At 75.0% G+C, this 18,690-nt stretch carries 20 protein-coding genes; 16 read left to right on the top strand and 4 right to left on the bottom strand.

From position 1 onward, the window contains the following. Positions 1-46 precede the first annotated feature (46 nt). The 4 genes from AB0M28_RS08655 to AB0M28_RS08640 all read right to left on the bottom strand — a co-directional run bounded on the left by AB0M28_RS08655 (position 47) and on the right by AB0M28_RS08640 (position 2,929). On the bottom strand, positions 47-985 hold the full coding sequence (locus tag AB0M28_RS08655) for a winged helix-turn-helix transcriptional regulator (RefSeq protein ID WP_365399891.1): 939 nt from the start codon (positions 983-985) through the stop codon (positions 47-49). A 41-nt stretch (positions 986-1,026) separates the two neighbouring features. Continuing rightward, entirely contained in the window at positions 1,027-1,338 is a 312-nt protein-coding gene (locus AB0M28_RS08650) for a hypothetical protein (RefSeq protein ID WP_365399888.1), read from the bottom strand. Between the two features lie 78 nt (positions 1,339-1,416). Next, entirely contained in the window at positions 1,417-1,611 is a 195-nt protein-coding gene (locus tag AB0M28_RS08645; protein WP_365399885.1) for a hypothetical protein, read from the bottom strand. A gap of 337 nt (positions 1,612-1,948) precedes the next feature. Next, positions 1,949-2,929 carry a helix-turn-helix transcriptional regulator gene (locus tag AB0M28_RS08640; protein ID WP_365399883.1) on the bottom strand — a complete coding sequence of 327 codons (981 nt, stop codon included), beginning with the start codon at positions 2,927-2,929 and terminating at the stop codon, positions 1,949-1,951. A 511-nt stretch (positions 2,930-3,440) separates the two neighbouring features. Here AB0M28_RS08640 and AB0M28_RS08635 point away from each other — a divergent pair. The 16 genes from AB0M28_RS08635 (at position 3,441) to AB0M28_RS08560 (ending at position 18,662) form a co-directional block, all read left to right on the top strand. Continuing rightward, the gene (locus tag AB0M28_RS08635; protein WP_365399881.1) at positions 3,441-4,088 is read left to right on the top strand and encodes a hypothetical protein; all 648 of its coding nucleotides are present in this window, start codon (positions 3,441-3,443) and stop codon (positions 4,086-4,088) included. A 151-nt stretch (positions 4,089-4,239) separates the two neighbouring features. Beyond that, the gene (locus AB0M28_RS08630; protein ID WP_365399878.1) at positions 4,240-5,232 is read left to right on the top strand and encodes an ABC transporter ATP-binding protein; all 993 of its coding nucleotides are present in this window, start codon (positions 4,240-4,242) and stop codon (positions 5,230-5,232) included. Continuing rightward, on the top strand, positions 5,225-6,439 hold the full coding sequence (locus AB0M28_RS08625) for an ABC transporter permease (protein WP_365399874.1): 1,215 nt from the start codon (positions 5,225-5,227) through the stop codon (positions 6,437-6,439). The genes AB0M28_RS08630 and AB0M28_RS08625 overlap by 8 nt, the downstream gene beginning before the upstream one ends. Next, complete coding sequence (locus tag AB0M28_RS08620) at positions 6,432-7,595, top strand: ABC transporter permease (protein ID WP_365399871.1); 1,164 nt, start codon at positions 6,432-6,434, stop codon at positions 7,593-7,595. Before AB0M28_RS08625 ends, AB0M28_RS08620 begins: the two co-directional genes overlap by 8 nt. Then, positions 7,592-8,122 (top strand): SCP2 sterol-binding domain-containing protein, encoded by a 531-nt coding sequence (locus AB0M28_RS08615; RefSeq protein WP_365399868.1) that lies wholly within the window; start codon positions 7,592-7,594, stop codon positions 8,120-8,122. Before AB0M28_RS08620 ends, AB0M28_RS08615 begins: the two co-directional genes overlap by 4 nt. Before the next feature lie 685 nt (positions 8,123-8,807). After that, positions 8,808-9,815, top strand: a complete 1,008-nt coding sequence (locus AB0M28_RS08610) for an ACP S-malonyltransferase (RefSeq protein ID WP_365399865.1) — start codon at positions 8,808-8,810, stop codon at positions 9,813-9,815. Next, complete coding sequence (fabG, locus tag AB0M28_RS08605; protein WP_365399863.1) at positions 9,812-10,570, top strand: 3-oxoacyl-ACP reductase FabG; 759 nt, start codon at positions 9,812-9,814, stop codon at positions 10,568-10,570. Before AB0M28_RS08610 ends, fabG begins: the two co-directional genes overlap by 4 nt. Before the next feature lie 70 nt (positions 10,571-10,640). Beyond that, positions 10,641-10,922, top strand: a complete 282-nt coding sequence (locus tag AB0M28_RS08600; RefSeq protein WP_365399860.1) for a phosphopantetheine-binding protein — start codon at positions 10,641-10,643, stop codon at positions 10,920-10,922. After that, a complete protein-coding gene (locus AB0M28_RS08595; protein WP_365399857.1) occupies positions 10,909-11,433 on the top strand; it encodes a 3-hydroxyacyl-ACP dehydratase FabZ family protein in 525 nt (174 codons plus the stop codon). Before AB0M28_RS08600 ends, AB0M28_RS08595 begins: the two co-directional genes overlap by 14 nt. Continuing rightward, positions 11,430-12,512 carry a hypothetical protein gene (locus AB0M28_RS08590; protein WP_365399854.1) on the top strand — a complete coding sequence of 361 codons (1,083 nt, stop codon included), beginning with the start codon at positions 11,430-11,432 and terminating at the stop codon, positions 12,510-12,512. The genes AB0M28_RS08595 and AB0M28_RS08590 overlap by 4 nt, the downstream gene beginning before the upstream one ends. 3 nt (positions 12,513-12,515) lie before the next feature. Beyond that, entirely contained in the window at positions 12,516-14,885 is a 2,370-nt protein-coding gene (locus AB0M28_RS08585; protein WP_365399851.1) for a beta-ketoacyl-[acyl-carrier-protein] synthase family protein, read from the top strand. After that, positions 14,882-15,271 carry a hypothetical protein gene (locus AB0M28_RS08580; RefSeq protein WP_365399848.1) on the top strand — a complete coding sequence of 130 codons (390 nt, stop codon included), beginning with the start codon at positions 14,882-14,884 and terminating at the stop codon, positions 15,269-15,271. Before AB0M28_RS08585 ends, AB0M28_RS08580 begins: the two co-directional genes overlap by 4 nt. Next, positions 15,268-16,239 (top strand): zinc-binding dehydrogenase, encoded by a 972-nt coding sequence (locus tag AB0M28_RS08575; protein ID WP_365399845.1) that lies wholly within the window; start codon positions 15,268-15,270, stop codon positions 16,237-16,239. Before AB0M28_RS08580 ends, AB0M28_RS08575 begins: the two co-directional genes overlap by 4 nt. After that, a complete protein-coding gene (locus AB0M28_RS08570) occupies positions 16,236-17,456 on the top strand; it encodes an FAD-dependent monooxygenase (RefSeq protein WP_365399842.1) in 1,221 nt (406 codons plus the stop codon). Before AB0M28_RS08575 ends, AB0M28_RS08570 begins: the two co-directional genes overlap by 4 nt. Then, the gene (locus AB0M28_RS08565) at positions 17,449-17,883 is read left to right on the top strand and encodes a DUF1707 domain-containing protein (protein ID WP_365399839.1); all 435 of its coding nucleotides are present in this window, start codon (positions 17,449-17,451) and stop codon (positions 17,881-17,883) included. Before AB0M28_RS08570 ends, AB0M28_RS08565 begins: the two co-directional genes overlap by 8 nt. Next, on the top strand, positions 17,880-18,662 hold the full coding sequence (locus AB0M28_RS08560) for an enoyl-CoA hydratase/isomerase family protein (protein ID WP_365399836.1): 783 nt from the start codon (positions 17,880-17,882) through the stop codon (positions 18,660-18,662). Before AB0M28_RS08565 ends, AB0M28_RS08560 begins: the two co-directional genes overlap by 4 nt. Positions 18,663-18,690: the final 28 nt, after the last annotated feature.

The following is an 18,690-nucleotide window of genomic DNA, read 5'->3' as shown; positions in this document are numbered from 1 at the left end:
GGCTTGCACAGGCTCTTCCTGTAGACCGTGGAGCTGTGTCGAACCTTCATACCGACGCGTAGATACAGGGCGAGCGCGCCGGTATCGGAGGGTCGGCGGCCTGCGCGCACTGGGCGAGGACCCGGCGCGCGTGGTCGAGCCAGCGCAGCAGGGCGCGGCCGGTGTCGGTGTAGCGCAGTGACGGGTCCTTGGTCAGGGCCCGCAGGATCTCGGCGGGATCGGTGCCGGCCGGCGCCGGCGTCCCGCCCTGTCCGTCCGCGGCCGCCGGCTCCTGGCGGACCGGCGGCCGGGGCGGCACCGCCTCGCCGCCCTCGCTGAGCCGCCGGCGTACGTCGTGGACGGTGGCGGGGGAGACCCCGGCGCGCCGGGCGATCTCCCGGATCGACGCCGTGGGGTTGGCCCGCAGCAGCTCGCGCGCCCGTAACCGGCCCGCGGAGCCGTCCACCGGCCGGACCCGGCCGTCCTTGCCCACCCGGGTCTCGGGTTCGCCGCCGGCAGCCGTCGTACGGGCCCTGATGCCCGCGATCGTGCCCGCCGACAGTCCGGTCGCGGAGGCGAGCAGCCGGTTCGACCACTGCGGGTGGGAGCGGACGATCCGGGCCGCGGCGGCCGCCCGCTCGGCCCGCGAAAGCGGCAGCCCGTGCTGGATGTTCAGCCGTACGGCCAGCACGAAGGCGTCCTGCGCGGGGCCGTCGAACAGCCTGGCCTCGATCTCGGTGCGGCCGCGCAGCCGGGCGGCGTGCACCCGGTGCAGTCCGTCGATGACCTCGAGGGTCGGCACGTGCACCAGGATGGGCGGCAGGTCCTGCCCGTTCTCCGCGAGGAGCCGGCAGTGCTCGTCGTCCACCCCCCGCTGCCGCGGGGAGCCGCCGGCCCGGAGCCCGTCCAGCGGGAGGGTGGCCCGTGGCAGCAGGTCCAGCCGCAGGGCCTCGGGGCCGGCGACGTCGAAGGCGGTGGTGGGCGGCTCGGCCAGGGGGGTGCGCACGGGATTCTCCGTTCACGGTTGGCCGCCGGGCGGCGGGGGGTTCACTCGGGGCGGCCTGCGCAGCCGGTCAGCGACTCGGGGGTGATGCCTTCGCAGGTCTGGAGGTACCAGCCGGTGAGCTGCCGGCTGCCGGTCAGCATCCGCAGGCAGACCCGTCCGGCGGCCAGCGCGGCGTCCGCCGCGCTGGGGCCCTGTACGAACAGCACGAGGTCCGCGCGGCGGGGCCGGACCGCGCAGCGGACGTGCTCGACCCCGTCCTGCGGCAGGGCGTACGCCCAGCAGATGTCGGTGAGAGCCGCCGCGTCGGGCGGGGTGCCGGGACCGTCCGGCGCCGAGCGGAGTACCGCGCCCACGATGTACACAACTGTGCCCCCGGTTCGTTGGTCGGGTCGGTGGAGTGGATGGCGGCGGGGCCGTCGCCGGCCCGGCGCTCAGCCCCAGCCGAAGCCGTCGTCGTCGGTGGGGTCGGGGGTGGTGCCGGTGTCCTCGCCGTCCGCGGTGACCACCGGGTGGTGCCCGTCGTCGGCAATCGCGCCCACGGTGTACGCCGAGCCGGCCGCAATTGCGCCGAGCAGCAGGGCGGAAGCGATCAGGGAGCGGGCGGACTGGGTCAGGGCAGCGTTCATCGCAGTGTCCTTTCGGGCAGGCCGGATTGGCGGGAGAAGAGGATTGGCGGCGGCCTTTTTCCGGAGCTCTGCGGACTTTTCCGGAGGGCTTTCCGTATTTCCTTGCCGCTGAGATCCATCTTGCTGACATGAAGCGGCCATGTCAGCAAGTTCCGGTTGCACCAAGAGGACTGGCAGGGAGGTGACGAGATCGATTCCGCCCCGTCAGGGGCCTGGCCAGGGGCTTTCGGCCGGTGTCACTATGCGGCCAGGCACGGTCATGTCACGTGCGCCGCGTCCGGCCACGGGGCGGAGGGGGAGCGTGGGGCGGGTGGGGGGTTACGGCGGGAGCGGCCGGTCAGAGCCAGCCGGCCCGGACCGCGAGGACGCCGGCCTCGAACCGGCTGCGGGCCTGCAGGCGCTCCATCAGCGCGGACGCGCTGCGGCGCACGGTGCGCAGGGACAACCCCAGCTTGCGGCTGATGTACTCGTCCGTGTGCCCGCTCGCCAGCAGCGTCAGCAGCTCCCGGTCGCGCCGGGTCAGGCCCCGGTCGTCGGGCTGGTCCGGTTCGTGCCACGGCTGGGCGCTCGCCCAGAACCGCTCGAACAGCACGTGCAGGGCCGCGACCACACCGTGGCTGCGTAACTCCAGGGCCCCGCGCCTGCCGTCGTCCGGATCGATCGGCACCAGTGCGACCTCGCGGTCGACCAGCACCATCAGCATGGGCAGCGACGGCACCGTACGGGTCTGGCCGCCGAGGGAGGCCAGCCAGCGTACGTACTGCAAAGTGGCCGGATCATTGCGGAAGCTGTCCTGGTAGAGCGTGCGCAGCGCCACGCCGCGCTCCAGGGCGAGCTGGTCGAGCGGCTTGCTGGACTCCATGGTGTCCGGGAGCTGCGAGCCGCCGGGGAAGAACGACAGGCACTCGGTGCGCGCCGCCTCCGCGAGCTCGGCGAGCCGGTTGCGCACCGCGTCCAGGCCGAAGAGCGTGTGCACCATCTCGGGCGCGTACTGCTTGCGTCCGCCGTACCGGGTGGTGAGGTCGGCGACCGCGGCCCGGGTGGAGTCCATCTGCCGTTGCAGGGAGTGCAGTTCCAGCTCCTTGCGGCTGAGCAGGGCGGCCAGCCCCACCTCCGGGCTCACCGGGAGCAGCCGGCCCGGCCCGTCGTCGCTGGGGACCAGCAGGCGCAGATCGGCGAGCGCGTCCAGGGCTTCGTGCACGGCCGCCGGGGCGAGGTTCAGATGGGCCGCCATGTCCTCGACGCTCCAGTCGGGCTGCTCCAGCAGCAGTCGGTAGACCGTTTCCGCGTCCGCTTCCAAACCCAGTGGTTCCAGCACGAATCGCCTGCCTTCTCGAGGATCCAGCAACCGCTATCGCCAGGCGACACAGTTTCTCCGAAAAGTGATTGGCTCACAACTCGCGGCGCCTAAATGTCACTTAGGGGCCATGCGGTGGTCCGGTGCGGGTCCGGAGGCCGGAGCCCCGGTTCCCGGCCTCCTGGTGGCCTGCGGCCGTATTCGGCCACTCGGGCCCGCGAGCTCGCCGCACCGGTCCGGGCGGCGGTCCGCGTCCGCGTTCGGGCGTTTTTCCCGGAAGCGTCTTATTCCGGCGGTGCGATGTGCAGTTGAACGGTGGGTTGGACGCTCGTTGACGCTTCTCGCGGGACGGCCGTAACGTCAATTCCGCCCGAGGGAAAGGCCATTCGGGAGAAGTGATCAGGGTAAGGCACTTGCCGTGAGTCAGGTCGGCGGGAAAGTGCCGGCATACGCACGGCGAATAACGCACCACGCCGAAAGGCCGGTCGGCGTTTCGGCGATTCCGCAGAGAAATCCATCGAGAGGATGGCTTATGCGTAAGCGCGTATGGGGTGTCGGCGGTACCGCGGTGGCCGCGGCCGGCATAGCCATGGCGGCGGTCTTTTCGACCTCCGGCGCGGCCGTCGCCACCACGACCCTGGCGGTCACGGAGTCGTGCAAGGTCGACGAGCCGCTCACCGGCGACCCGTTCGACATCTCCACCACCTTCGAGGGCACGGCCCCGCTCTCCGTCACCAAGGGCTCGGTCCTCACCGGCAGCGGTGTGTCCCAGCCCTGGACCGTGCCGTCCGAGCTGAACGGCGTGCCGGTCATCGAGATCCAGGACTACGCGCTCACCCTGCGCGTCTCGGGTCCGGCGACCGTCAGCAACGCCACCATCTCCGGCGGCTCGAACCTGGGCACCGGCACGCCGTCCATCACCCGCAACGGGAACGACGTCACGGTCAACGTGCCCGGGCCGCTCGCGCCCGGCAGCATCGTCGAACTGCCGACGGTCAACTTCACCCTGCGGGCCGGCACCACCACCGGCACCATCACCACCAGCCTGACCGGCTCCGGTTACGACGACCCGGGCATCCGGGTGACCGGCGTGATGGAGCAGGGCGCCGATCCGCTGGTCGCCCCGGCCAGCTGCTACTCGCCCGACACGGGCACGCTGACCAGCACTCTGGTCCGCTGAGGCGCCATCGCAGAGGGAGGCGCGGCGGAGCCGGGGAAAGCGGCTCCGCCGCACTCCGATCAGCGTAGCGGGGTCTTCCCGCCCGCCCCCCGCACAGTTCCCGCGCTCAGCAGGGCTGAGCCACACATCGCGCGAGGAGGTGTTCCGTCCCATGAGCGTGCTCAGCGAACAGGCCGGACCGCGCGTGGACCGCGCACCGGCCGGGGCCCCCCTGCTGCGGGCCGAGAAGGTCGTCAAGCGGTTCGGCGCCCGTACCGCCGTCGACGCGGTGAGCTTCACCGTGTCCGCCGGCGAGTGCTTCGGACTGCTCGGACCAAACGGAGCAGGCAAGTCCACCACCATCATGACCGTCTGCGGCCTGCTGCGGCCCGACCGCGGCAGCGTCCGTCTGGGCGAGCGCCAACTGCCCGCCGGCCACCCCGCGGCCCGCCGGACCATCGGCTACGTCCCGCAGGAGATCGCCGTCTACGACGACCTCACCGGCCGCGAGAACCTGCGCTTCTTCGCCGGCATGTACGGCCTGCGCCGGCGCGCCGCCCGCGAACGCTGCGAGGAGACGCTCGACTTCGTCGGCCTGCGCGACCGCGGCGACGACCGCGCCGCCACCTACTCCGGCGGCATGAAGCGGCGGCTCAACATCGCCGCGGCCCTGCTGCACCGCCCCGCGCTGCTCGTCCTGGACGAGCCGACCGTGGGCGTCGACCCGCAGAGCCGCAACGCCATCCTCGACGGACTGGAGCGGCTGAAGGCCGAGGGCGTCGCACTGCTGTACTCCAGCCACTACATGGCCGAGGTGCAGCGCCTCGCCGACCGGATCGCCATCCTCGACGAGGGCCGGGTGCTGACCAGCGGCACGCCCGCCGAGCTGCTGCGCCACGACGCGGGCGGCGTACGGGTGAACGCGGTCTGCGACGGGCTGCCGGACGACGCCGCGGCCCTGCTCGCGGGTGTGCCCGGGGTGTCGGACGTGCGCGTGAGCGGCGGCCGGATCTCCTTCGCCGCTTCCGGCGTCACCCGGTCCCTGCCCGCCGTACTCGCCCGGCTCGACGCGATGGACGCCACCGTCGGCGAACTCTCCGTCGAACAGGCCGATCTGGAGTCCGTGTTCCTCCAGCTGACCGGGAAGGCGCTGCGCGATGAGTGACGTCCGCCCCCCGCGCGCCGCCGTGTTCCGCGGCGTCCTCGGCAAGGAGCTGCGGCACGGCTGGCGCGACCGGTCGGTGCTGATCCTGGTCTTCGTCGTCCCGCTGCTGCTGGCCGGCATCACCACCGCCGCGTTCGCCCGGCTGGACTCCGCCGGCGCCGTCACCGTCGGCGTCGTCGACCACGACGGCGGCTCGGCGGCCCAGACCCTGGTCCGCGAGATCCTGCCGGAGCTGACCGTCGACGGCCGCGGCCTGGTGACCACCGAGCTGTATCTGACGGACGCCGAGGCCGAGTCCGACACCCGCGACGGCGAGCTGGCCGCCGCGATCGTCATCCCCGGCGGCTTCGCCGCCGGCCTGCGCGAGGGCCACCCGCCCGTGCTGCGCCTGCTGACCGGCGGCGACGGCTCGATCGGCGCGCCCGTCACGAAGGCCGTGCTGCAGGGCTTCGCCGCGCAGACCGGCGCGGTCAGCCTGGCCATGGAGACCGCCACCACCGGACCCGGCGCCCGCAAGGGCGACCAGCGGCTGGCCGCGGCGGCGGGCGAACTGCGCTCCCCGGTCGTCATCGAGAACGTCAGCGCCGCCCCGCGCACCCTGCGCCCGGCCGGCTACTTCGCGCCCGCGATGCTCGTACTCGCGCTGTTCTTCTGCGGCCAGATCGCCGCCCGCGGCCTGGTGGCCGAGCGGGCCCGGCGCACCCTGGCCCGGATGGTCGTCGCCGCGGCGCCCGGCTGGCGGGTGCTGCTCGCCAAGTACACGGCCGCGCTGCTCACCGGCGTCACCGCCGCCGCCGTCCTGCTCGGCACCTTCAGCGCCTTCGGCACCCGCTTCGGCGATCCGGCGGCGCTCGCGGTGCTCGTACTGCTCGCGGCGCTGGCGATGATCGGGGTCTCCTCCCTGGTCGTCCTGGTGGCCCGCACCGAGCAGCACGCGGGGGCGCTCGGCACCACGGTCGCCTTCGTGCTGGCGGTCCTCGGCGGCAGCTTCGTCCCGCCGTCGCGGCTCTCCCCGGGGCTGCAGAACCTCGCGCTGGCCACCCCCAACGGCTGGGCGGCGCGCGGCTTCTCCGACCTCGCGGGCGCCGGCGCGCACCCCTGGTCCGCGCTTGGCGGCCCGCTGCTCGCCCTGGGCTGCATCGCGGTCCTCACCGGCGGCGCCACCGCGGTGCTCGCCCGGCGCACGGTTCGGAGGGCACATGTCTAGGGCCTGGCTGATCGCGGTGAACAACCTGCGGCGGCTGGTCCGCCAGCCGGTGATGCTCTTCACCACCCTCGCGCTGCCGTTCGCGATCATCACCATCATCGGCGTCGCCCTCGGCGGCAGCGCCGAGACGCCCCGGGTGGGCGTGGTCTCCCTCGCGCACGACCCGATGGGCCGCGAGCTCGTCCACGGCATCCAGGCCGCGCCCGCGCTCGACACGATCGCGTACGACGACGAGGCGGCGCTGCGCCGTGCGGTGCGGCGCGGCCAGGTGGCCGCCGGGGTGGTCGTGCCCGCGGGGTACGGCGACCTGCTGCCCGCCGGGCGCGAGGCCGTCGTCCGGTTCGTGACCACACCGCGGCAGGACGCCGCGCCCACGGTCCGCTCCGTCGTCCAGTCGCTGATCAGCGAGCAGGTCGCCACCCTGCAGGCCGGGCAGTTCTCGGCCGCACAGACCGGGCGCCCGGCGGCCGGCGAGCTGAAGCGGGCCGCGGAGCTCTCGCCCGGCGTCGAACGGGCCGGGGTGCGGGTCGAGGCGGTCGCGAAGGACGACGCCATGAGGCTCGGCTTCGACTACACCGGCCCCTCCAACCTGACCCTGTTCACCATCCTCACCTCCCTCACCTCGGCCGCCGCGCTCATCGAGACCCGGCAGAGCGGCGTGCTGCGGCGGCTGTTCGCCATGCCGGCCGGCCGGGGAGCGGTCCTGGGCGGGGAGTTCCTCGGCCGGATCGTCGTGGCCGTGGCGCAGGCCGCCGTCATCTGGGCCTTCTGCGCCCTGGTGTTCCGCGTCGAGTGGGGCAGCCCGCTCGCGGTCGCCGTGCTCACCGGCTCGCTGTGCCTCTTCGGCGCCGCGGCCGGACTGCTCGTCGGGTTCCTCGCCCGTACGACGGCCCAGGCCATCGCGATCGGGCCGCCGGTCGGCGTGGCGCTCGGGATGCTCGGCGGCTGCATGTGGCCGCTGTCGATCACCGGCGACGCCATGACCGCCGTCGGCCACGTCACGCCCCACGCCTGGGCCATGGACGGCTACATCACGCTCATCAACACGGGCGGCGGGCTCACGTCCGTCGTGACCCCGGTCCTGGTGACCGGCGGGATGGGGCTGGCCGTACTGCTGGCCGCCGCCCTGGTCATCAGGAAGGCAGGTGTGCAATGACGACCATCCCTGTGCCCGCGTTCGTCGGGCTCGACCACGACGAGGCGCTGCGGCGGGCCACCGACGAGATGGCGCGGCTGGAGGCCCTCGTCGAGTCGGCCGCGGACGACGCGCAGCTGCTGGCGCGGCTGGCGGGGCTTCCCGGAGGGCCGCTCGGTGCGCTCGCGCTCATCGTGTACGGCATACCTTCGGCCTTCCGGCCGGAGGAGGCGGGGGCGGAGACGGGGCTCGTGGAGTTCCGGATCGATGTGGCCGGTGTCGAGCACGGGTTGCGGCTGTCGTTCGGGGACGGTTCGTGTGCTGTCCTCGCGGAGGCGGGGCCGGGCCGGCCCGATGCGGTGATCATGATCTCGGTCGCCACGTTTCTGCGGATCGCGTTCAAGTACCTCGACGGGAACGACGCGTATCTGCGGGGGGAGACGGACCTGGACGGGGACGTCTTCCTGGCCACCAGCCTGGACCAGTGGTTCGCGGTGCCCAGCGTCGTGGACGGTGAGTGGCCCGTTGCGGACGGGGCGCGGTCATGAGGATCGGCATCGATGTGGTCCGGCTGGACCGGATGGAGCGGATCAGCCGCGATTACGGTGAGGCGGCGCGGTCGTTGCTGCTCAGCGGCCCTGAGTTGGCCGCGGAGCCCTTCGGGGGTGCGGTGGTGCTGGCCGCGGCTGTCGGGGCGAAGGAGGCCTGGCTCAAGGCGTATGGCCGGCGGCCGGCCGGGTGGCGGTTCTCGTCCGCGGCGTACCTCGGGGGGTTGTGCGGTGCGCGGTGCGCGGTGCCGTGCGTCGGCTGCGGTTGCGCTGCGGGGGCTGCGCCCCCGGGCCCCCCTGCGGCCTGCGGCCGCGTCGCGCCTGGCGGCGCTCGTCCTCAAACGCCGGACGGGCTGGTTTGCGTGCGTCGCCCTGTTACGCCGGGGGAATCGGAGGGCGGTCTCCCCGCCGGGGCACCGGGGGAATCGGAGGGCGGTCTCCCCGCCGGGGCACCGGGGGAATCGGAGGGCGGCTTCCCCGCCGGGGCGCGGGAGGGGGCGGACGACTCAGCACTCCCCTCTGCGACGGGCTTCCTGGAATGCGTCACCCGCCGGTTCGCCGACGACCTCGGGGTGGCTGTCGGCGGCAGTGGGCACGTGTGCTCCGTTTCCCCTGGGCCCGGGCTGCCGGCCGGGCATGCCTGGCATGCCGTGTTCGGGGAGTGGGTTGTGGCCGGGGTGGTCGTATGAGTGCCCTGGTCTTCCCCGGGCAGGGGACTCAGCGGGCCGGGATGGGGCAGGCCCTGTTTCACGGGTTTGCCGAGGCCGGGGCCGTGTTGCGGCTGGCCGAGAGCGAGACCGGGATCGGGCTGGGCGCCATGCTGCGGCGCGGGCCTGCGGCCACGCTGCGGCGGACCGAGAACGCGCAGGTCGCCGTGATCACCGTCGATCTGGCCGCGCTCGCCGTCCTGCGTAAGGCCCGCGTGCGCTACCAGGCCGTCGCCGGTCACAGCGTCGGGGCGCTCGCGGCGCTCGCCGCGGCGGGGGCGCTCACCGACGCCCAGGTGCTCTGGCTGGCCGCGCGGCGCGGGCGCATCATGGGCGCCCTGCCGGGCGGCGGCGCGATGACGAGCGTGGCGGGCGCCGCCGCGGACCGGGTCCGGGACGTGGTCCGGGAGACGGCGCGCGAGCTCGCGCTGCCCCTGGTCGTGGGGCTGGTCAACAGCGCCTCCCGGGTGGTGCTCAGCGGCGCCCGCGAGGCCGTGGACCTGGCGGCGGAGCGGCTGCTCGAAGACGGCGCGGCCGGCGCGGTGCCGCTGGAGGTGAGCCACGCCTTCCACTCGCCGCTGATGGCCGGCGCCCTGCCCGCCTGGCGGGACACCGTCGCCGCGCTGCCGCTGCGCGACGCGGCCGTCCCCGTCGTGGCCGACACCACCGGCGAACCGCTCGTCCAGCGCAGGCAGTTGCGCGACTACCTGGTCGACCAGCTCACCCAGCCCGTGCGCTGGGACTTGGTCACCGAAGGACTGGCCCGCCTCGGCGCGGGCACGGCGGTCGAGACGGGCGACAGCAAGGTGCTGCGCCTGTTCGCCGGCGACGCGGCCCGCGACGGCGAACAGGCGCAGCGCCTGCGCGTCGTGAGCATGGCGCAGCCGCACGTACTGACCCGGCTGCGGGCCGGGCTCGCCCCGGCCGACGTGTCCGGCGGCGCGACCGGCACCGTCCTCGAGGCCACCACAGGAGGCAGGGCATGAACGCCACCGGCACCCCCGACGTCCCCGTGGCCGTGGTCACCGGCGGCTCACGCGGCATCGGCGCCGCGGTCGCCGCGCGGCTCGCGGCCGACGGCCACCACGTCTTCCTCACCTGCCGCACCCGGCAGGCGAAGGCCAAGGCCGTCGTCGACGACATCGTCGCGGCGGGCGGCAGCGCGGAGGCGGTGACCGCGGACGTGGCGCAGGAGGAGCAGGTGCGCGCGCTGTTCCAGCGGGTGCGCCGCTCCCGCGGCCGGCTCGACGTCCTGGTCAACAACGCCGGCATCACCGCCGACGGCTATCTGCTGATGATGAGCGACCGCAAGTGGTCCTCCGTACTGGAGACCAATCTGACCGGCGCCTTCCGCTGCGCCCGCGAGGGCACCCGGCTGATGGCCGCGGCCGGCGCCGGCGCCGTCGTCAACATCTCCAGCGTCTCGGGTCTGGTCGGGCCGCCCGGCCAGGCCAACTACGCCGCCGCGAAGGCCGGTCTGATCGCCCTCACCCGCTCCCTCGCCGCCGAGGTCGCGCACCAGGGGATCCGCGTCAACGCCGTCGTCCCCGGCTTCGTCGAGAGCGACATGCTCAAGGCGGTCCCGCAGGCCACCCTCGGCGCCGAGCTGGCCCGCGTGCCGCTCGGCCGGGCCGGCACCCCGCAGGAGGTGGCCGCGGCCGTGTCCTGGCTGGCCGGCCCCGAGTCCAGTTACGTCACCGGCACCACGCTCGTGGTGGACGGAGGGCTGTCCCGGCACTGACCCCGGACCGGGCCCCCGGCAGCCGCGCCGAACGGCGGCGCGCACAACACACCAGATGGAGGGAACAGCAATGTCGTCCTTGGAGGACATGCGGCTGCGCGCCAAGCAGCAGCAGGAACTGTGCGGCCGGATCCGGGAGATGCTCGTCACCCGGCTCGACCTGCCGTTCGACACCGAGTGGATCACCGACGACCAGCCGCTCTTCGGCCGCGGCCTGGAGCTGGACAGCGTCGACGCACTGGAGATCTCCATCGGCCTGACCGCGCTCTTCGGCGTCAGCGTGCACGACGACGACCGCGAGGCGTTCGGCTCGGTGGCCAAGCTGGCGGAGCGGGTCCATGAGCAGCTCTGAGCGCGCCCTGCGGGTGAGGCGTCCGGCCGTGCCGCAGGTGGCGGGCAGGCCGCTGCCGCTGACGGCCGCCGATCTGGCGGAGATCCTGCCGCACCGCTCCGCGTTCGCCCTGCTGGACCGGGTGGACGAGGTGGAGGCCGGGCGGCGGGCGGCCGGAGTCATGCTGCCGTCGCGCAGCTCGCCGTACTTCGACGGGCACTTCCCCGGCCGGCCCGTGCTGCCCGGCGTCCTGCTCATCGAGACGCTGGGGCAGCTGTCGGGGGTGGTGCTGTGGAGCGGGGCCATGGAGGGGACGCTGCCGCCGCGGACCGTGGCGGGTCTCGGCGTACTGGCGGGTGTGAAGCGGATCCGCTTCCGGCACTTCGTCGCGCCCGGGGAGGTCGTCAGCCTGCGCACCACGCTGGTGGCCGGGCTCGGTCAGGCATTCGAGTTCAGTGTGAGCGCCCGCGTCGGCCAGGTGCTGGTCGCGGAGGGCTCGCTGCAGATCGGTTTCGTCAAGGAGGGATCATGAACACCGTCGCGGTGGACCGGTCTGCGCAGGCAGCCGAGTTCGCGGAGATCGGGGGCGGCCGGGTGCTCTGGCAGCTCGGCTCGTACGAGGAGGAGTACGCGGCGCTGCGCTCCGCCGTGGGCCTGCTGGACCTGAGCGGCTCCGGTCCGCTCCGGGTGAGCGGCCCGGACGCGGCGGCCCTGCTGAACCGGGCGCTCTCGCGGGACGTGGAGTTCCTCGCCCCGGAGCAGGCGCGCAGCTCGCTGGTGCTGCGCGAGGACGGCGGCCTCGTCGACGTCGTGGTCGTGCTGTCCGTCGCCGAGGAGGACTACCTCGTGCACTGCGGCCCCGGCCGCGCGGACGCCGTCCTGCGGGCGCTGCACGACGCGGCGGCCGGCGACGACCTCCTCGCCGAGGCGGCCGACCTGGCCGGTGAGTACGCCGTGTACGCCATCGAGGGCCCGCAGGCGTGGCGGCCCGTCGCCGAGGTGTTCGGCGAGGACTACGTGTCGCTGGCCTACGAGTCGCTGCTGCCGGCCGAACTCGACGGCGTGGAGGCGGTCCTGGCCCGGATCGGCCTGACCGGCGAGTACGGCTACACCCTCTTCGTCCCCCGGGAAGTGGCACCCCGCGTGTGGGAGGCCCTGGAGGAGCGGGCCGTCGTGGTCGGCCACCGGGCGCTGGAGACGGCGATGCTGGAGGTCCGCCAGCCGGTGCTGCACCGCGAGGCGGGCCCGGACTCCACGGTGCTGACCACCGGGCTGAACTGGCTGGTGGACCTGTCCAAGGAGGAGTTCACCGGCCGCGACGCCGTCCTCGCCCAGCGCGCCGCGGCGCGCGGCACCCGTCCGATCGGCATCGGCGTCGCCGAGGGCGAACTGGCGCCGGGTGACGAGCTGTTCGTCGCGGGCGAGCACGTCGGCCGGGTGCGGCACGTCGTGCACTCGCCCGGTTACGGCGGCCAGCTCGGCATCGCCGAGGTGCACCCCCAGTGGCAGGCGGCGCGGCTGGAGTTCACCAGCGCCGCCGGGGCCCGCGCCGTCACGCTCGCCGCGCCGTACGTGGTGCCGGCCAGCTGGACCACCCCGATGGAGGTGTGAGACGTGGTCCGCGTCGTGGTGACCGGGATCGGCGTCCGCTGTGCGGGCGCCGACGGGACCGAGCAGTTCTGGAAGCGGCTGACCGCGGGGGAGAGCGCCGTGGACACGGTGCACGGACTCGACCTCGGCTCCGCGCCCTGCCGGATCGGCGGCCAGGTCGCGGACCTGCCGTACAGCGGCGTCGGCGACGAGCGCGACCGGGTCGCGCAGCTGCTGTTCGCCGCCCTGCGCGAGGCGGTCGCCGACGCGGGCGCCGACCTCCCCTCGTACGACCCCTCCCGCGTCGGCATCTCGCTCGGCCAGTGCCAGGCGGGCTTCTACGACGACGGGTACGCCCAGTTCCTCTACGCCAGCGCCGACCACGTCGCCGCGGAGCTCGGCGTCACCGGTCCGCGCACGGTGGTCTCCACCGCGTGCACGGCCGGTGCCGCCGCGCTCGGCCAGGCCGCGGAGCGGCTGCTCGCCGGGGAGACGGACCTGATGATCGCGGGCGGCGTGGACCAGCTGTTCGCGCCGACCTGGCACGGCTTCACCAGCCTTCAGGCGCTGTCGCCCGACGGCTGCCGCGCCTACAGCGAGTCCGACGGGCTGGTGCTCGGCGAGGGCGCCGGGATCCTGGTGCTGGAGCCGTGGGAGCGGGCGAAGGCGCGCGGCGCGACGGTCTACGCCGAGCTGAAGGGCTGGGGTTCGTCGGGCGACGCGTACCACATCACCGCCCCCGACCCCAGCGGCAAGGGGGCCGTGCTCGCCATGACGCGGGCGCTGCACCGGGCCGGTTTCGTCGCCGACGACGTGGACTACGTGTGCGGCCACGGCACCGGCACCCCGCCCAACGACCGGATGGAGACCAAGGCCCACCGGCTGATGTTCGGCGAGCGCGCCCCCGGGGTGCCGCTCACCAGCATCAAGCCCGTCACCGGCCACACCCTCGGGGCGACCGGCGCGATCGAGGCGGCCGCCACGGTGCTGGCGCTGCGCGAGCAGACGCTGTTCCCCACCGCGGGCTTCCCCGAGGGCGCCGAACCGGCCCTGGACCATGTGCCGAACACCGCCCGTACGGGGCGGCTGGACGTCGCCGTTTCCAACAACTTCGCGTTCGGCGGCGACAACAGCTCGCTCGTCTTCTGCCGTCCGGGCCTGGGCCCCGAGCCCGTCTCGCGGTGGACGGACGACGTCGTCATCACCGGCGTCGGCGCCGTCGGCCCCATCGGCAGCGGCTACGCCGAGTGGCGCGACGCGCTGCTCGCCGGCCGGCACGGACTCGGCCCGGCGCGCGGCTTCGACGCCGCCGGTCTGCCCGCCGCGCACGTCGGCGAACTGCCCGCCCTCGACCCGCGCGGGGTGGCCTCGCTCGGCGACTGGCGGCAGATGGACACCCTCGGCCGGCTCGCGCTCACCGTGGCCCGCCAGGCGTGGACCGACGCCGGACTGCGGCTGACCGCCGCGGAGCGCACCGGCACCGCCGTCATCCTGGCGACCGCGACCGGACCGCTGGGCGCCATCGCCAAGTTCACCGACAGCATCCGGGCGGGCGAGCCCAGCCCGGTGCTCTTCCCCAACACCGTGTTCACCTCCGCCTCCGGGCACGTCTGCAAGGCGATGCGGCTGCGCGGCCCGCGTTCCACGTTCAGCTCCGGCTCCGTGGCCGCGGTGCACGCCGTGGAGTACGCCCGTACCCTCGTGGCCCGCGGCGACGTGGAGCACGCCATCGTGATCGGCGCCGAGGAGCTGACCCGGCTGCACCTGTCGACCCCGGGCCCGCAGCAGCGGTACATGGCCGACGAGCGGGCGCTGCCGTTCCAGCGCGGCAGCGCGGGGATCAACCTCGGCTCGGCGGGCGTCGCGTTCATCCTGGAGCGCGCCGGGTCGGCCGCGCGGCGGGGCGCCCGCCGCTACGGCGCGGTGCTCGGCTCCGCCGTCGGCGGCGACGCGCTGCCGAAGGACGCCCGGCGCAAGGAGCTCGACCCGCGCGGCACCCAGTGGGAGGCCGTGCTGCACCGGGCGGTCGGGCGGGCGGGGCTCACCCCCGACGACATCGGGTACGTCTCGGCGGTGGCGAGCGGCGCGCTGATGCTCGACTCGCTCGAAACGGGCGTGCTGTCCCGGGTGTTCGGCCCGCGCATCCCCGTCTCGGCCACCAAGGCGGCCGTGGGGGAGACCCAGGGGGCGAGCGGGGCGGTGGCGCTGCTCGCGGCGCTCGTCGCGCTGGACACCGGCCGGATCCCGCCGACGGCGGGGCTGACCGATCCGGTGGGCGCCGGCCGGGTGGCGCACGTGGCGCACGGCACGACCGCGGAGCTGGGGCGGGACGCGGTGATGGCCAACGCGTTCTCCATCGGCGGCACCTACGGCTCGCTGGTGGTGGGACGGTGAACGCCCCGTACCCGGCCGCCGTACCCGACGGCCCGGCCCCGTACCCGGCGGCCGTGCTCCACGGCCCGGTCCCGTACCCGGCCGCCTTCGCCGCCGTCCCCTACGGACCGCTCCCCGACCCCGGCTGGGCGGCGTCCCTCACCGCCACCGAACGGGCCTCGCTCGGCACCGCCCGCCCCGCCGAGCGGGCCGCGGCGATCATGGCCGCCAAGCTGGCGGTGCTCCGCCTGCTGCCCGGCCTGACCGCGAGGGACGTCGAGGTACTGCGGCGCCACGGCTGCGCCCCCGCCCTGCGCATCGCGGGCCTTGACGGCCCGCCGCCGTCGCTGTCCCTCGCCCACAGCGACGGGCTCGCGGTGGCGGCGCTGCTGGGCGGTGTGCCGTGAGGGCGCTGGTGCAGACCGGCGTCGGCGGCACCGACGTGCTGCGGACCGCCGACCTGCCCGTGCCCGAGGTGCGGGCGGGCACCCTGCTGGTCCGCGTGACGGCCATCGGCCTGAACTTCCACGACGTCGAGAACCGGCGCCGCGGAGAGGAGGGCCTGGCCTTCCCCACCGTGCCCGGCACCGACGTGGTGGGCGTCGTCGAGGAGACGGGCCCGGGGGTGACGGACTTCGCCCCCGGCGACCGCGTCGTCGCCCTCGCCCGCGGCGGCGGGTGCGCCGAGTACGCCCTGGCGTGGGCCCGTACGGCCGCGAAGCTGCCCGACGGGGTGGACGACGCGCTCGCGGCGGGCATCCCGACGGCGGGGCTCACCGCCTGGTTCCTGCTGGAACGCTTCGTCCCCGCCGGCACCCGCGCCGTGGCGGCGTACGCGGCGGCGGGCGGCGTCGGCCACTGGCTGGGCGGGCTCCTGGCCCGCCGGCCCGTACGCTCCATCGGTCTCGTCTCCTCGCCCCGCAAGGCCGAACTGGCCCGCGCGGCGGGCTGGACGCACACCGTGGACCGCACGGCCGACCCCGTGCGGGCCGTGCGCCGCGCCGCCTGGGGCTACGGGGCGTGCGTGGTGCTGGACCCGGTCGCCGGGCCCGGCTTCGCGGACTCCTTCCGCATGCTGCGCCCGGGCGGCACCGCCGTGCTCTACGGCCGCGCGGGCGGACCGCCCGACCTCGGCGAACTGCCCGCCGCCTTCCTCGACGTACGCCGCAACCTGGGCCTGCGCACCTGGTTCCTGGGCCGCGAACTCACCCTCAGCGCCAAGGAGATCGCCCCCGCCCTGCGCGAACTCGTCGCCGAGGCCGCCGCCGGCCGGATCACCCTGCCGGTGACCGAACTCCCGCTCTCCGCGGCCCGCCACGCGCACGCCCTGCTGGAGTCGGGCTCCAGCGAGGGGAAGCTGGTGCTGCGGCCATGACCCCCGACCGGCACCACGAGGTGCTCATCGCCGGCGCCGGCCCCGTGGGCATGGCGGCGCTGCTCGCCCTGCGCCGCGCGGGCGTGGACGCGGCGGCCGTCGACCGGGGCACCGGCCCCACCGACTACCCCAAGGCCCGGGTGGTCAGCGCCCGTTCGATGGCGCTGCTGCACGCACTCGGCGCCGGCCCGGCGGTCCGCGCCGCCGCGCTGCCCGGCGACTGGACGGAGCGCATCCTCGCCGCCCGCGACCTCACCGGCCCCGAACTGCTCCGTATCGAGTCCTCCGCCCGTCCGGACCGGGTGCTGTGCACCCAGGACCGGCTGGAGCACGTCCTCGCCGCCCGCGTGCGCGGCGCGGTGCACCACTCCTGCACGGCGCTCGCCGTGGACCAGGCGCCGGACCACGTCACGCTGACCGTCCGCACACCGGACGGCGGGGTGGTCCGGCCCACGGCCGACTACGTCGTGCTGGCCGACGGTTGCCGGGGCCTCGGCGCCGGCGACGCCCTGCCGGGGGCGGGGATCCGGCGCCGGATGATGCGCCAGGTGAGCATCCGGGTGGACGCCCCGCTCAGGCCGCTGGTGGCGGGGCGGGAGGCGTTCATCAGCTATCTCCTCGGCGACCGGCAGCCGGTGGCGCTGCTGGTGGTCGACGGCGACCGGGACTGGATCCTGATGACCCTCGCGGGCCGGACCGAGACCGCCGCCGACTACCCCCTGCCGCGGGTACGGGAGTTGCTGGCGGCCGTCACCGGGGGGCCCGTGCCGGACGTGGCGGTCCGCGGCGTGCGGTTCTCCGACTCCGCCCACCGCGTCGCCCAGCGGTACGCCGTGGGCCGCGTGGTGCGGGCCGGGGACGCGGCGCACGAACTGCCGCCGACCGGGGCCTCGGGGCTCAACCTGGGGCTGGCGGACGTGGCGGCGCTGACCGGACGGCTCACCGCGCTGGTGCGCGGCCGGGGCGGACCCGGGCTGCTCACGGAGTACGAGACGGAGCGCCGGACCGCCGGCGAGGCCACCGGCCGGTGGGCGCGCGAACGGTTCGGGACCGTTCGACTGCTCAGCCGGGCGCACTCGAACGGCGACCCGGCGGACCTGGACCGGGCCGCCCGCGAACTCGCCTGCTATCTCGACCACCACGAAACCGGGCGGTGCGTGTGCGCCGCGCCGACGACAGCCCGGACGGCCGCGGAGGAGGCGATCAGCCGTGCATGACCAGCGCAGGATCTCCGACCAGGAACGGGACACCGCCGCCGCGCTGCTCGCCGCGGGCTACGCCGACGGGCGGCTGGACCGGACGGAGCACGAGCAGCGGCTCGGCCGCCTCTACCAGGTGCGCACCCACGGCGAACTCCGCCCGCTGGTGGGCGACCTGCCGACGCCCGGCGGCGCGCTGACAGCGTCACCTCCACGCCGCCGGATGCCCGGGGCGCTGCGGCTGCTGTGGACCCTGTACGCCACGGGCACCGCGGTCAGCACCGTCGTCTACGCCCTGGTCACCGTGACCACGGCGCACCCCGGCTACCCCTGGCCGCTGTGGGTCGCCGGCCCGGCGGGCGCCGCCCTCGCGGCGCTCACCCTCAGCACCCGCCCGTACTGGCGGGCCAGGACGGTACGCACCCGCAGGAGGAACCGGCGATGAACGGGAAGACCCTGAGCGTGGACCGCGACGACGGCCTGGCGGTCGTGACCTTCCGCTCGCCGCCGCGCAACCTCTACGACGCGGCGATGCGCGAGGAACTCCCCGCCGCGCTCGCCGGGCTCGCCGCCGTCCCGCCGCGCGCCGTGCACTTCCGCGCCACCGGCCGGATGGTCAGCGCGGGCGTCGACGTCCAGCTGTTCAGTGACACCACGGACGCCCGGCAAGGGGCCGCGCTGTGCGCGGAGTTCCTGGCGCTGACGGCGGCCGTCGAGGCGCTGCCCTGCCCGACGGTCTTCGCCGCCCACGGCATCTGCCTCACCTGGGCCTTCGAACTCGCCCTGGCCTGCGATCTGATCGTCGCCTCGGAGCGGGCCAGCTTCGGCCTCACCGAGCGCACGGTCGGCCTCACCCCGTGCATGGGCGGCACCCAGCGGCTGGCCGAGCGGGCCGGCCCCGGACGCGCCCGGCTGCTCGTGCTGACCGGCGACATCGTCGTCGCCGAGACCCTCGAGCGGTGGGGCGTGGTCGACCGGCTGCTGCCCGCCGCCGGTTTCGACGAGCGCGCCCTGCGGCTCACCCGGGGCCTGGCGGCCGGGCCCACCCGGGCGTACGCGGCCGCCAAGCAGGTGCTGCGCGACTGGCGGACGGGCGGCGTGGCCCGCGCGGACGGCCAACTGCCGGGCACCGTGGCGCCCTTGTTCGAGTCGAGCGATCTACGGCATGGTGTGGAGTCGTTCTTGCACCAAGGTCCGCGCGCAGCGGTGTTCGCCGGCGAGTAGGGCCTGTCCGGCCGGTCCGTCCCCCACG

Origin of the sequence: Streptomyces sp. NPDC051940 (assembly GCF_040680895.1) — a bacterium.
GTDB lineage: Bacteria > Actinomycetota > Actinomycetes > Streptomycetales > Streptomycetaceae > Streptomyces.
Note: the sequence above shows the minus strand (reverse complement) of the source record. Positions and strands in the feature narration are given on the sequence as shown.

Coding starts and splice junctions, on each gene's coding strand:
- AB0M28_RS08620 (WP_365399871.1), top strand. CDS start 6,432: ATGTCTAGGGCCTGGCTGATCGCGGTGAACAACCTGCGGCGGCTGGTC.
- AB0M28_RS08615 (WP_365399868.1), top strand. CDS start 7,592: ATGACGACCATCCCTGTGCCCGCGTTCGTCGGGCTCGACCACGACGAG.
- fabG (WP_365399863.1), top strand. CDS start 9,812: ATGAACGCCACCGGCACCCCCGACGTCCCCGTGGCCGTGGTCACCGGC.
- AB0M28_RS08560 (WP_365399836.1), top strand. CDS start 17,880: ATGAACGGGAAGACCCTGAGCGTGGACCGCGACGACGGCCTGGCGGTC.
- AB0M28_RS08570 (WP_365399842.1), top strand. CDS start 16,236: ATGACCCCCGACCGGCACCACGAGGTGCTCATCGCCGGCGCCGGCCCC.
- AB0M28_RS08645 (WP_365399885.1), bottom strand. CDS start 1,611: ATGAACGCTGCCCTGACCCAGTCCGCCCGCTCCCTGATCGCTTCCGCC.
- AB0M28_RS08635 (WP_365399881.1), top strand. CDS start 3,441: ATGCGTAAGCGCGTATGGGGTGTCGGCGGTACCGCGGTGGCCGCGGCC.
- AB0M28_RS08610 (WP_365399865.1), top strand. CDS start 8,808: ATGAGTGCCCTGGTCTTCCCCGGGCAGGGGACTCAGCGGGCCGGGATG.
- AB0M28_RS08595 (WP_365399857.1), top strand. CDS start 10,909: ATGAGCAGCTCTGAGCGCGCCCTGCGGGTGAGGCGTCCGGCCGTGCCG.
- AB0M28_RS08600 (WP_365399860.1), top strand. CDS start 10,641: ATGTCGTCCTTGGAGGACATGCGGCTGCGCGCCAAGCAGCAGCAGGAA.
- AB0M28_RS08630 (WP_365399878.1), top strand. CDS start 4,240: ATGAGCGTGCTCAGCGAACAGGCCGGACCGCGCGTGGACCGCGCACCG.
- AB0M28_RS08590 (WP_365399854.1), top strand. CDS start 11,430: ATGAACACCGTCGCGGTGGACCGGTCTGCGCAGGCAGCCGAGTTCGCG.
- AB0M28_RS08625 (WP_365399874.1), top strand. CDS start 5,225: ATGAGTGACGTCCGCCCCCCGCGCGCCGCCGTGTTCCGCGGCGTCCTC.